The organism is Streptomyces sp. CA-243310 (genome assembly GCF_050936775.1).
Taxonomy (GTDB): domain Bacteria; phylum Actinomycetota; class Actinomycetes; order Streptomycetales; family Streptomycetaceae; genus Streptomyces.
In genome coordinates this window covers 2,194,477-2,206,319 of the sequence record NZ_JBNJMF010000001.1, presented here as the reverse complement: position 1 = coordinate 2,206,319, position 11,843 = coordinate 2,194,477, and the positions used below count along the sequence as shown (strand labels likewise).

At 72.9% G+C, this 11,843-nt stretch carries 11 protein-coding genes and 1 tRNA gene; 6 read left to right on the top strand and 6 right to left on the bottom strand.

The features are described from left to right. Positions 1-90: 90 nt before the first annotated feature. Positions 91-300, bottom strand: a complete 210-nt coding sequence (locus tag ACQEVM_RS10125) for a hypothetical protein (protein ID WP_433077097.1) — start codon at positions 298-300, stop codon at positions 91-93. 106 nt (positions 301-406) lie between these two features. On the opposite strand from ACQEVM_RS10125, the gene ACQEVM_RS10120 reads away from it, so the two are divergent. Then, entirely contained in the window at positions 407-1,243 is an 837-nt protein-coding gene (locus ACQEVM_RS10120) for a helix-turn-helix domain-containing protein (protein ID WP_433077095.1), read from the top strand. After that, complete coding sequence (locus ACQEVM_RS10115; protein WP_433077093.1) at positions 1,240-1,434, top strand: DUF397 domain-containing protein; 195 nt, start codon at positions 1,240-1,242, stop codon at positions 1,432-1,434. Before ACQEVM_RS10120 ends, ACQEVM_RS10115 begins: the two co-directional genes overlap by 4 nt. Before the next feature lie 43 nt (positions 1,435-1,477). Here the strand turns inward: ACQEVM_RS10115 and ACQEVM_RS10110 are convergent, their stop codons facing one another. Beyond that, a complete protein-coding gene (locus ACQEVM_RS10110) occupies positions 1,478-2,041 on the bottom strand; it encodes an FHA domain-containing protein (protein ID WP_433077091.1) in 564 nt (187 codons plus the stop codon). 110 nt (positions 2,042-2,151) lie between these two features. Here ACQEVM_RS10110 and treZ point away from each other — a divergent pair, with 110 nt between their 5' ends. Next, positions 2,152-3,903: a malto-oligosyltrehalose trehalohydrolase gene (gene treZ, locus ACQEVM_RS10105; protein WP_433077089.1), complete on the top strand. Its 1,752-nt coding sequence runs from the start codon at positions 2,152-2,154 to the stop codon at positions 3,901-3,903. A gap of 24 nt (positions 3,904-3,927) precedes the next feature. Here treZ and ACQEVM_RS10100 read toward each other — a convergent pair whose 3' ends face one another. Then, a complete protein-coding gene (locus ACQEVM_RS10100; protein WP_433077087.1) occupies positions 3,928-5,064 on the bottom strand; it encodes a M24 family metallopeptidase in 1,137 nt (378 codons plus the stop codon). Between the two features lie 183 nt (positions 5,065-5,247). Here ACQEVM_RS10100 and ACQEVM_RS10095 point away from each other — a divergent pair. After that, positions 5,248-5,320 (top strand) — tRNA-His (locus tag ACQEVM_RS10095). Between the two features lie 86 nt (positions 5,321-5,406). On the opposite strand, the gene ACQEVM_RS10090 is transcribed toward ACQEVM_RS10095, so the two are convergent. Next, positions 5,407-6,162 carry an alpha/beta fold hydrolase gene (locus ACQEVM_RS10090; protein WP_433077085.1) on the bottom strand — a complete coding sequence of 252 codons (756 nt, stop codon included), beginning with the start codon at positions 6,160-6,162 and terminating at the stop codon, positions 5,407-5,409. A 141-nt stretch (positions 6,163-6,303) separates the two neighbouring features. Continuing rightward, positions 6,304-8,364, bottom strand: a complete 2,061-nt coding sequence (locus ACQEVM_RS10085; RefSeq protein ID WP_433077083.1) for a phosphocholine-specific phospholipase C — start codon at positions 8,362-8,364, stop codon at positions 6,304-6,306. Positions 8,365-8,522: 158 nt separating this feature from the next. Here ACQEVM_RS10085 and ACQEVM_RS10080 point away from each other — a divergent pair, with 158 nt between their 5' ends. Both ACQEVM_RS10080 and ACQEVM_RS10075 read left to right on the top strand, forming a co-directional pair. Further along, entirely contained in the window at positions 8,523-8,825 is a 303-nt protein-coding gene (locus ACQEVM_RS10080; protein ID WP_433077081.1) for a hypothetical protein, read from the top strand. Further along, positions 8,822-11,353, top strand: a complete 2,532-nt coding sequence (locus ACQEVM_RS10075) for a GTPase-associated protein 1-related protein (protein ID WP_433077079.1) — start codon at positions 8,822-8,824, stop codon at positions 11,351-11,353. The genes ACQEVM_RS10080 and ACQEVM_RS10075 overlap by 4 nt, the downstream gene beginning before the upstream one ends. A 79-nt stretch (positions 11,354-11,432) precedes the next feature. On the opposite strand, the gene msrB is transcribed toward ACQEVM_RS10075, so the two are convergent. Further along, complete coding sequence (gene msrB / locus ACQEVM_RS10070; protein ID WP_433077077.1) at positions 11,433-11,840, bottom strand: peptide-methionine (R)-S-oxide reductase MsrB; 408 nt, start codon at positions 11,838-11,840, stop codon at positions 11,433-11,435. Between the last annotated feature and the right edge of the window lie 3 nt (positions 11,841-11,843).

Below are 11,843 nucleotides of genomic sequence, written 5' to 3'. Positions count from 1 at the left end.
CGGCGACAATCCAGGCGGCGGCCCCGAGGGTGACGGCGAGCGCACCTCTCCTGGTCCTTCGCACGTGGTCCCTGTGCTCGTCGTCGCCGGTCACCGCTCACGCTCCCCCGCACGCCTGCGCATCACCGCGGTGGCCAGGGCGAGTGCTTCCGGGCAGCAGTGGATGAGGGGCATGTCCCCCCAGTCCGGCCGCGGTTCGTCACGTTCGATGGCCGCAGCCAGCTCTGCCAACGCGTCCCCCATGACCACCACGGCGCGCGCACGCCGTTCCGGCGACTCCGGCTCCGGGCACTCGGACATCGCGACTCCTCTCCGTAGCCGTTCCACTACCAAGGCGATTCAGCGTGACCTAGAGTCTGGGATCTATCAACTGTCCAGGCTATGACTGAAAGTTAATGAGGCACCCGTGAACAGGAATGAGTTGACTCCCGACGCCAGTCCTCGTGCCGCCTTTGGCGCACGTTTACGCAGGTTGCGGGAGGCACGCGGATGGACGCTCGATGACCTCAGCGAGCGAATGGAATATTCGGCATCACATATTTCCGGGGTTGAGAACGCGAACCGCGCTCCAACTGTCAAGTTCGCGCAACGTGCCGATCGCGCGCTGGAACTCGCGGGTACAGGCGAGACGCTGGCCAACGACGTGTTCCGCATCAAGAGCGGATCACTCCTTGAAGGCTTCCCCGAGTACGTGCTGTCCGAAGGACGTGCGGCAGAGGTCCGCTACTTCGAGACCGGCATCATCCCAGGGCTGCTTCAAACCGAGGCGTACGCGGAAGCTCTGACCCAGAGCGCAGTCAAGCGCGGCACCATCACCGCGGAGCAAGCACGCGAGCGGGTCGACGTGGTGATCGAACGTCAGCACGCGCTACGGCGGACGCCGGCGCCACTCGTCATGGCCGTGCTGGACGAAAGCTGCGTCCGTCGACCGATCGGCTCGGTTGCCGAGTGGGACACACAGCTATCACGGCTGATGGAGTTCGCCGAGCAGCCGGACACCGTGTTCCAACTGGCTCCGTTCAGCATGGGAGTACGGCGCGCCTTCAACCTGCCCCTCTACATTCTGACAATGCCCGACCGCTCGATCGTGGCCTATGCCGAGTCCGCCACCCGAGGGCACCTGGAGCGTGACGGCAAGTTCGTGGCGCCCATACTGAGTACCTACCATCAGTTGCAGGCCCATGCATTGTCGCAACCGGATTCCGTGGCCATGATCAGGCAGATACGAGAGGGCACGTCGTGACCGAGACCCCCCGTTGGTTCAAGTCCAGCTACAGCGACAACGGCGGCGCTTGCGTGGAAGTCGCCGACACGCTCGACAGCACTCTCGGTGCCGTACTGGTTCGCGACAGCAAGAACCCGGGCGGCTCGCACCTGTCCTTGACTCGCGAGGGGTTTGCCGGCCTGGTGGTGCTCGCCACGCGCCGGCGCTGACCCCGCGCACCCCGACCCCGCCGCTCCGGCCCGTCCGCGCGAATCAGTCGAGGGAGAGGCGGAAGGTCATCCGGCCGAAGCCGATCTCGTCACCCTCCCGAACCACCGCCGAGCCCGTCACCCGGCGGCCGTTGACGGTGGTGCCGTTGGCGGAGCCGAGGTCCTTGAGCACCCACAGGCCGTCGCGCAGGCTCAGCTCGGCATGCGCCCGGGACACCGTCTCGTGGGTGAGCCGCAGCCCGTTGCCGGGGTCGCGCCCGATCGCGAGGGGCAGGGCGCTGGGATGCGGCAGCAGGAGCTTGGGCAGGCGCTCGGCGTGCCAGGCCTTGCGGACGCCGACGCTCACGGCCGAGGCCCGGCCCACCCAGCCGAACAACCGACGGGTCCAGGCGCTTTCGGTGCCCCGCCGGCTCTGGAGGTCGGCGGTGAGCACCGCGAGATCCTCGGCGCGGCGGGCCACCAGGGCCAGTTCCATCCGCCGCAGGAACGTGTCGTGGGACAACTTTCCCAGGGCCGCGCCCTCCCTGAGCCGGCCCAGCGCCTGGTCGCGCTCGGCGTCGGACAGACGGGGCGCGGGAAAGCCGGGGTACTCGAAACTCGACGTCACAGGGTGATTGTCGGCCCGTCGGGGACGAAGTGTCCAGAACTCCCCCGCCGGGGCCGGGATGATGGGCGCACAACGCAGGCTGGGTACCGCCGGAGACGAGGGGACCGTCCGTGCAGTTCGAGGTGTGGGCACCGCTGACAGGTCGGGTCGCCATGCGACTGAACGACACCGCCTACGAGATGACACCCGACCCGGAACCGGGCCGGGACGGCTGGTGGCTGGTCGACGCGCCGGCCGCCGACGGGGACGAGTACGGGTTCCTGCTGGGTGACGATCCGGTGGTCCGCCCGGACCCGCGCGGGCGCCGGCTGCCCCACGGCCCGGACGGCCACAGCGCGGTGGTCGACGTCGCCGCGCTGCACCCGACCGCTCCGGCGCCCCGCGTCCCGCTCCAGGACGCGGTCCTGTACGAGCTGCACGTCGGAACGTTCACCCCGGAGGGCACCTTCGACGCCGCCGCGGGGCGCCTGCCGTACCTGGCGGGGCTGGGCGTCACGCACGTCGAGCTGATGCCGGTGTGCCCGTTCCCGGGCCGGCACGGCTGGGGGTACGACGGGGTGGCCCCCTGGGCGGTGCACGAGCCGTACGGCGGGCCGGCGGGCCTGTCCCGGTTCGTGGACGCGGCGCACACCGCCGGGCTGGGCGTGGTGCTGGACGTGGTCCACAACCACCTCGGGCCCTCCGGGAACCACCTCCCCGTCTTCGGCCCGTACTTCACGGAGTCCCACCACACGCCCTGGGGCGCCGCGGTGAACCTGGACGCTCCCGGCTCCGACGAGGTCCGCGCGTACTTCATCGGCAGCGCCCTGGCCTGGCTGCGGGACTACCGGATCGACGGTCTGCGCCTGGACGCCGTGCACGCGCTGGCCGACGGGCGGGCCCTCACCTTCCTGGAGGAGCTGGCGGCGGCCGTGGACGAGCTGGCGGCCGAGACCGCCCGCCCGCTGTTCCTGATCGCCGAGACCGACCAGTGCGACCCGCGCGTCACGACCACGCGGTCCATCGGCGGGCTGGGGCTGCACGCCCAGTGGAACGACGACTTCCACCACGCCCTGCACTGCACCCTGACCGGCGAGTCCCAGGGGTACTACGCCGACTTCGCCGCGGCCCCGATCGGCGCCCTCGCCAAGACGCTGACGCGGGCCTTCTTCCACGACGGCACGTGGTCCTCCTTCCGGGGCCGCACGCACGGCCGGCCCGTGGACCGCCGCCGCACGCCGGCGCACCGCTTCCTGGGCTACACCCAGACCCACGACCAGATCGGCAACCGGGCGCTGGGCGACCGGCTGTCGGCCTCCCTGTCACCGGGCCTGCTCGCGTGCGCCGCGACGGTGGCGCTGACCGGCCCCTTCGTCCCGATGCTGTTCATGGGCGAGGAGTGGGGCGCGGGCACGCCGTGGCAGTACTTCACCGACCATCCCGACCCGGAGCTCGCGGAGGCCGTGCGGACGGGCCGGCGGCGGGAGTTCGCGGCGCACGGCTGGAAGGCGGAGGAGATCCCGGACCCGCAGGACCCGGCGACCCGTGACCGGTCCTGCCTGAACTGGCAGGAGCCCGAACAGCCCTCGCACACGCGCCTGTTGGACTGGTACCGGACCCTGATCGCACTGCGCCGCACCCATCCGGACCTGCGCGACCCGGATCTCGCGGCGGTGCGGGTCGCCCACGACGAGGAGCGCCGCTGGGTGACGTTCCGGCGCGGTGAGGTCCGGGTGGCGGTGAACTTCTCGCGGGAGCCGGTGACCATCGCGCTGGGCCGCAACGGGGTGCGGGTGCTGGCCGCCTGGGAGCCCGTCGACCACCCGGGCCCCGACGGCCGGATCCACGTGCCGGGCGAGTCGGCGGTGGTGCTGGGCCCGTAGGGCCCGGCTCGCGGCGGCGGCCGGCTACTCGACGATCGCCATCTCCCGCGGGGCGTTGTTGAGGCGGCGGACGCCGTCGTCGGTCACCGTCACGATGTCCTCGATGCGGACGCCGAAGCGACCGGGCAGGTAGACCCCCGGCTCGACGGAGAAGCACATGCCGGGCAGCAGCGGCTGCTCCTCGCCCTCGATCATGTAGGGCGGTTCGTGGGTGGTGACGCCGATGCCGTGGCCGGTGCGGTGGATGAAGCGGTCCCCGTAGCCGAACTCGGTGATCACCGCGCGGGCCGCCCGGTCCACGTCCTGGCAGGCGATCCCGGGCCGGACCGCCGCCACGCCCGCCCGCTGCGCCTCGCGGACGACGTCGTGGACCCGCCGCTCCTCGGCGGTGGGCTCGCCGACGTGCACGGTGCGGGAGATGTCGGAACCGTACCCGTGCAGGAGGCCGCCGAAGTCGAGGACGACCATGTCCCCGTGCCGGATGACGCGCTCTCCTGCCTCGTGGTGCGGGTTGGCGCCGTTCGGGCCGGAGCCGACGACGGTGAAGTCCACCTGCGAGTGACCGTGCACGCGCAGCAGCGCCGCCAGGTCGGCGGCCACGTCGCTCTCCCTGCGGTCGGCGAAGGGGACGTGCAGGATCTGCGCGTACGCGGCGTCGGCCGCGGCCCCCGCCGACGCCAGGCGGGCCAGTTCCCGCCGGTCCTTCACGGCGCGGAGCATCGGCAGGGCGTCGGTGAGCGGGGCGTAGGCGGTCCCGGGCAACTCGCGTTGCAGGCCGAGCAGGTGCAGGGCCCAGGTGTTGTCGCTCACACCGAAGCGGCCCGTCGCGTCGAGCAGGGGCGCGGTGGCGTCGTACGGGTTCTTCCCGTCGGCCCAGTCGCGCAGGGTCAGGGCTCCCGCGCCGGGGGCCTTCACCGCGTCGGGGGCCTCCAGGGCGGGCACGACGAGCACCGGTTCCCGATCGGCGGCGAGCACGAGCAGGGTCAGCCGCTCGGTGTCGACGGGCCGGTACCCGGTGAGGTGGGTGAGGTCGGGCCCGGGGGCGATCAGCAACCCGGCCAGCCCCGCCTCGGCGGCGGCCCGCGCGGCGGCGGCCATCCGGGCGGCGTAGTCGGCGGCGGTGAAGGGCTCGGTGTCGGCGAGGAGCGGGTCGAGGTCCATACGGGGATCCTGCCGTGCGGCACGCGACGGCGGCAGGGGCCGCGCCGCACGAAATCCGCCGGGGCGGAGTCGGAACGTGCGGGGCGCGGAGGCCGGGAGGCGGGGAAACGGAGTCGCGGGAGCACCCCGCTGATCGGCTATGCTGTGCTTGCACGTCGAACGGGTGGTCCGCCGCCCTTCGTGGTGGGTGTAGCTCAGTTGGTAGAGCACCTGGTTGTGGTCCAGGTGGCCGCGGGTTCAAGTCCCGTCACTCACCCTGTCCGGTCCCGTGAGGGGTACGAGGTTTCCTCGTACCCCTCACAGGCGTTTCCGGGGTCGCGGACGGCCGCCGACCGCCCCGCCTCAGCCGCGCAGGAAGGCCTCGATCGCGGCGGTGAACGCGACCGGTGTCTCGTGCGGCGGGTAGTGGCCGGCGCCCGGGAGCGGTTGGATCCGACAGTGCGGGTACCAGGCCTGCCAGGTGGCGCGCATCACCTCGACGCTCAGTGCCGGGTCGTACTCCCCGACGAGGACCAGCACGGGGACGGTGTTGCCCTTGACCGCCGCGGACAGGTCGAGGGACTCCCAGCTCGCGAGGTAGGCGGCGAAGGCCTCGGGCAGCGAGACGGCCATCGAGTGGGCGGCCATCCGGTCGATCCAGTGGCGGGTCGCGCGGTTGCCGGTCACGAGGTCGAGGATGGCGCGCCGGTTGTCCTCGTCGGCGGCGGCGCCGTGGAAGAGCGCGTGGGTGGCGTCGTCCATCGGGTAGGGGCCGGCCGGGACCGGATTGACGCCGATCAGCTTCTCGATCCGCTCGGGCGCCCGGACCAGCACCTGCTGGGCGGCCTTGCCGCCCATGGAGTGGCCGAGCAGGGAGAAGGTGTCCCAGCCGAGCTGATCGGCCAGTTCCAGGACGTCGTCGGCGATCTCCGGGAGGTGGTACCGGCCGACGACGTCCCGGCGGTCGCCGTAGCCGCGGTAGTCGAGGAAGGCGTAGCTGAACTCCGCCGGGTCCAAGTGGTCCAGTACCGAGCCCCAGTTGGCGGACGTGCCGAACCAGTCGTGCAGCACGATCGCGCGGACGGGTCCGGTGCCGATCCTGCGGTGGGCGATGGCCATGCGTTCTCCTTCGGTGACGGAAAGTGAGGGCGTCGACGCCCTACGTTCTGCCCACCGGGCCTACCATCACACCGTGACGTCGACATCCCGCCCCCGGGAGGTCCCGGGGGCGGCGGATTCCGCGCGTACCGGACGACCGCGTCACACGGTCTTGATCGCCGGGTCGGAGACGCCCGGGGCTCCCGTCTCGACGTGGCCCGCGAAGCGGCGCAGGAAGCCGGCGTCGGCGTCCGAGACGACCTTCACGTCGTACCAGCGGCCCGTGGCGCGCAGGTCGACCGGGTGGGTCACCGTCGTGCCGGGGTTGACCTTGAAGGTCTGTGGCGCGCCGCCGTAGGTGTTGGTCACGGTGAGGTTCACGGCCGCCGTGCCCGCGTTGGCGAGGGTCAGCACGAGGTTCCCGGCGGTCGCGTCGTGGCGGGCCGTGGCCTCGGGGCCGGCCTTCTTGGCGGGGCCCTTCCAGGTGCGCAGGAAGCCGTTCGGGCCCCAGACCGTGAGGTTGACCTGGTTCCCGGTGGAGGCGCTGGTGCTCCAGGTGTCCGAGAGGGTCCTGCCCGCCTCGACCGTGTAGGGCCAGGGCCCGTCCGTGCGGTTGCCGGAGGTGGTGTGGAAGTGGGCGCCCAGGGTGGGCCCGGAGGCGAAGGTCAGGGTGAACTTCCCCGTGGAGACGGTGGCCTTGCCGTCCACGTACGGCTGGTAGCCCAGTGCGCGCGTCGGCTTGGAGCCCGCCTCCTGCTTCGGCAGGGCGCCGGTGGCCGGCGGTACCGGGTGGTAGGACGGGTGGGCGTCGTGGTCCGGCGGGAGGTAGCCGGCCGTGGGGGGCAGGGCCGCCGGGGAGGCGTCCGCCTTGGTGAAGTCGAAGGCCGAGGTGAGGTCCCCGCAGACGGCGCGGCGCCACGGCGAGATGTTGGGCTCCCGGACCCCGAAGCGCTGCTCCATGAAGCGGATCACCGAGGTGTGGTCGAAGGTCTCGGAGCAGACGTAGCCGCCCTTGCTCCACGGGGAGACGACGATCATCGGGACGCGGGGGCCCAGCCCGTAGGGGCCGGCGGCATAGCCCCCGCCGCCCGCGTACAGGTCCTTCGTGACGTCCGCGGTGGACAGGCCCCAGGCGGCCGAGGTGGGCGGGTACGGGGGCACCACGTGGTCGAAGAAGCCGTCGTTCTCGTCGTACGTGATGAAGAAGGCCGTCTTCGCCCACACCGCCGGGTTCGCGGTCAGCGCGTCGAGCACCTGCGCGATGTACCAGGCGCCGAAGTTGACCGGCCAGTTCGGGTGCTCGCTGAAGGCCTCGGGCGCGGCGATCCAGGAGACCTGGGGCAGGGTGCCGTTCACGACGTCGGCGCGCAGTCGGTCGAAGTACCCTTCGCCGGACTTGGCGTCGGTGCCGGTGCGGGCCTTCTCGTACAGGGCGCTGCCGGGCTGGGCGTTGCGGTAGGAGTTGAAGTACAGCAGCGAGTTGTCGCCGTAGTTGCCGCGGAAGGCGTCGCCGATCCAGCCCCAGTGGCCCGCGGCGTTCAGGCCGTCGCCGACGTCCTGGTAGATCTTCCAGGAGACCCCGGCCGCCTCCAGCCGCTCGGGGTAGGTCTTCCAGCCGTAACCGGCCTCCTGATTGCCGAGGACCGGTCCGCCTCCGGTGCCGTCGTTGCCCGTGTGGCCCGACCACAGGTAGTAGCGGTTCGGGTCGGTGGCTCCGATGAAGGAGCAGTGGTAGGCGTCGCAGACGGTGAACGCGTCGGCGAGGGCGTAGTGGAACGGGATGTCGTTCCGCGTCATGTACGACATGGTCGTGGCCGTCTTGGCGGGGACCCACTTGTCGTACTTGCCGTTGTTGTAGGCCGCGTGGCCGCCGGCCCAGTCGTGGTTGAGGCCCTCGACGAACCGCATGCCCAGGTCGTCCACCTGCGGGTTGAAGGGGAGGATGTCCTTCGTCCCGTTGGACTGGTGGAAGACCGACTTCCCGTTGTCCTGGAGGACGGGGCGCGGGTCGCCGAAGCCCCGGACGCCCTTCATCGAACCGAAGTACTGGTCGAAGGAACGGTTCTCCTGCATGAGGACGACGATGTGCTCGATGTCCCGGATCGTTCCGGTGCCGCCCTGCGCCGGAATGGCGGCGGCGCGGGCGATGCTCTCGTTCAGCATCGTGGCGGCGGCCGTACCGCCCGCGATCTGCAGGAACCTGCGACGGTTGAGTTCAGCCATGGGGTGAGGTCCTCTGGGGGTGAGGGGGAAGTCGAGGGGCGCCCCAAGAACAGCGGTCCCGGGGTACCGGACGGAGATCCCTGTCTGACCTTGCGCCGTACAACCGGCGAACGGGAAACCCTGCGGAAAGCTCCCGAAGCAGCCGTACATCTGCTGAAATGACCTCCACACACTGCACGGGGGGACGCGGACTGATGGCGGGGACCGAGTTCTGGCACGCCCGCGGGCCCTCCCCCACCCTGCTCGACGTCCCACCGGATCCCCTGGTGGCACGCTACGGGGAACCGCTCGCCGCGCAACAGGGCCCGGACGTACGGCACCCGGGCGGATTACCGACCCCGCCCGGCGGCCCGCGCCGGGTCCGCGGCCCGGTCCGCACCCGCCGGTCGACCGGGGCGCCGACCCCGGGTGGTCCGACCGCCCCGGCGGGCCCGTCGGCCGGCTCGGAGGCGGGCGCGTGAAGCTCGTACAGCTCCACTACACCTGCGCCCCGCCCGGGCCCGACGGCTCCGGCTTCCGCTTCACCGCGGTCAGTCCGGGAGCGCCCGCGTCCCTGTTGCGCGAAGCCGGGCAGTTGATCGGGTACGAGCCGCCCCGGGACGCGCCCGACCAGCCGACCGGCGATCAACCGGCCTCCTTCCCCGAGTCGTTGAGCCTGAGCGTGCTGTCGGACGGCAGCCGACTGTTGGCCCGCTCGGTGTACACGGGCGCGGACCACGACGGCCGGTGGGGCAACTTCCACACGCACGCGGTGCACCTGCCACAGCCCGCCGGTTCCGGTCCGACGAAGGGCGCGCTGCCGATCACCTCCTGGGGTTCGTCGCAGTGGGCCTCGAACACCCCGCCGGGCGGCCCGCCCGCGCCACTGGACCGGGTTCCCGCGCCGGGCCGCCACGACGCGGCCGGGCTGGCGGAGTTCGTCGCCGCCCGCAGGCCCTGGCTGGCCGGCTTCTTCGCCGACGTGCGGCGGCTCGCGGAGGACCCGGCGGCCCCGCAGGTGGTGCTGGTGGAACGGGACAGCACGGCCGTGGCCCGTTGGATCATGCTGGCGTGCAGCGTGCTGCCGCATCAGCGGGGACAGTGGCTGACCTTCACCACGTACACCCGGCGGCCCCTGCTCGCCCGGCAACGGATCATCGGCGTGCTGCCGGAGGGCGCCACCGGCCTGGACGGGCAGGACCACCGGTACCGGCTGTACGACGCCACGCGCGCACTCGGCACGGACACGGAGCAGGGCATCGGCGCGGACGCGGGCACCGGTTCGGGGGACGTGTGGGCCGACACCGCCGCACGGGTGTGGCCGGCGGGCCGCCACGCGCTGTTGGCGGAGGTACGCCCGCTGCCGCCGGGCCGGCCCTACGACGCGGGCCCGCTGGCAGCCCTGGCCCTGGCCGCCGGGATCACCCTGGACTCCGCGGGCAGGACGGCGGCGGCCGAGTGGGCGGCGGAGCACGGGGCGGCGCTGGACGAGCAACGCCTGCACGCGCTGACCGAGGCCCTGGCGCGCCCGCTCGGGGACCGGGCGCCCGCCGAGACCGCCGCCCGCGGACGGCTGCCGGCGGCGCCGGCCGCCTGGGGTCGACCCGCCGCGTACGAATCGCTGGTGGCCCTGGCACTGACCGAGGCGGTTCGCGGCGCCGGTACCCCGCCGCCGGTCGGCGCGCTGGGCGCGGCCACGCGTGGCCGGCTCGCGGCGGAACTCGGACCGGAACTGCGGGCGGCACTGGCCGACCCGGAGCGCGAACCGGGCGAGCGGGCCGGACTGTTGCGGGTGGCCGCCGTGCTCGGGGTGGACGCCACCGAGCTGGTGCCCGAGGTGGCGCGCGGGCTGGCGGCGGGCCTGCTCGCCGAGCCGGAACGGGCGTACGGGGAGGGTGCGCGGGCCGCGCTGACGGAGCTGCCCGCGCTGCGGCACCTGCTCCTCAACCGGCTGAACGCCTTGGTGTTGGGCGATCCGGCGGCGGGGGTGCGGGTGTTCGCCCGGACCCGGTTGCGTCTACGGGCCGCGGACCCGGTGCGGTACCTGCACATGTGCGCGGCGGCCCCCGAGGTGCTGGCCGCGGTGCCGGACCGGGTCGCGGCCCTGTCGGCCCTGGTGGAACGGAGCGGATCCACCGTCCACGCCGACCCGTTGGTGCTGCGGACGGCGATGCGGCTGGTGTGGGACGGGGAGCCGCCGAGCGCGGCCGAGGCTGCGCTGCTGCTGTCGACGACCGGGGCCGCGCCGCACGTGGAGGCCGGCACCGTCGAAACGCTGGCGCAGGCCGCGGTGCGGGCGCCGGCCGACGACGCGGACGCGGCGGTACTGGCGCCGAGACTGCTGGAGGAGTTCCGGGCGGAGCTGCCCGAGCCGCTGCGGCCGTCGCTGCTGCTGTTGGAGCTGGCCCGGAACCTGCGGGCGGGCACGGCCGGGCCCGGCTGGGTCCGGACGGCACTGGCCCTGCGGAGCCTGGACCCGGAACCGGGGCCGAGGGACCACGCGTACGCGGCGGTGGCGGTGCGGCTGCTCGGCGACGACCGGACCGAGGGCGAGCTGCGGGCACTGATCGAGAGCAACGACGTCGAGCTGCTGGCCGCGTACCGGAGGATGGCCGGCGATCCGGCGCTGCCGGACCGGTTGCGGCGCTCCCCGCGCCGGCTCGCGGGCTGCTTCGCCGCCTGGTCCTCCCAGCCGCAGGCGGGCCCGGTCTGGCAGGAGACCCGTACGGACCTGCTCGATCGGGTGCTGCGGCCCGTCGTGCGGGGGCTGACGCCCGCGGAGTCGGCCGCGGTCGAGGAGGAGCTGGACCGGCTGGGTGGCCGCTGGGTCGAGGAGTTCCGCGCCTGGCAGCGCCCGGGCGCGTTCGGCCGGCTCCGCGACCGGCTGAGGACGTCGTCCCGGCGGCAGCCGCCGCCCGGGTCGCCCGTCCCGGTCCCGTCGCCCCCGCCCGACGTCCCCGCCCGCCACGACGACCGCGTGGACGGAACGGCGGCGAGCGGGCCGGCGTGACGGATCCGTTCGGTCGTCCCCGCGTGCCGGTGCCCGTGCCGTCACCGGGGTGTCGACACGGGCACGGGGACGCGGTGCGTCAGGACGCGTCGGGGGCCAGCCGCAAGGAGATGCTGTTGATGCAGTACCGCTGGTCGGTCGGGGTGGGGTACCCCTCGCCCTCGAAGACGTGGCCCAGGTGCGAGCCGCACTTCGCGCAGCGGACCTCGGTGCGGACCATGCCGTGCGAGGTGTCGGCGATCAGCTCGACCGCGTCGGTGTCCTTCGGGTCGAAGAAGGACGGCCAGCCGCAGTGCGACTCGAACTTCTCCGACGAGCGGAACAGCTCGGAACCGCAGCCCCGGCAGGAGTAGACGCCTTCCGTCTTGGTGTCGGTGTACTCACCGCGGAAGGCGGGCTCGGTGCCGGCGAGGCGCAGCACCTGGTACTCGGACGGGGTCAGCTCCGCCTGCCACTGCTCGTCCGTCTTCTCGACCTCGTACGCCATGAC

Bases quoted from the DNA above. Each gene is read 5' to 3' on its own strand.
- ACQEVM_RS10125 (WP_433077097.1), bottom strand. From the start codon at position 300: ATGTCCGAGTGCCCGGAGCCGGAGTCGCCGGAACGGCGTGCGCGCGCC.
- ACQEVM_RS10100 (WP_433077087.1), bottom strand. From the start codon at position 5,064: ATGGACCTCGACCCGCTCCTCGCCGACACCGAGCCCTTCACCGCCGCC.
- ACQEVM_RS10090 (WP_433077085.1), bottom strand. From the start codon at position 6,162: ATGGCCATCGCCCACCGCAGGATCGGCACCGGACCCGTCCGCGCGATC.
- ACQEVM_RS10085 (WP_433077083.1), bottom strand. From the start codon at position 8,364: ATGGCTGAACTCAACCGTCGCAGGTTCCTGCAGATCGCGGGCGGTACG.
- ACQEVM_RS10080 (WP_433077081.1), top strand. From the start codon at position 8,523: ATGACCTCCACACACTGCACGGGGGGACGCGGACTGATGGCGGGGACC.
- msrB (WP_433077077.1), bottom strand. From the start codon at position 11,840: ATGGCGTACGAGGTCGAGAAGACGGACGAGCAGTGGCAGGCGGAGCTG.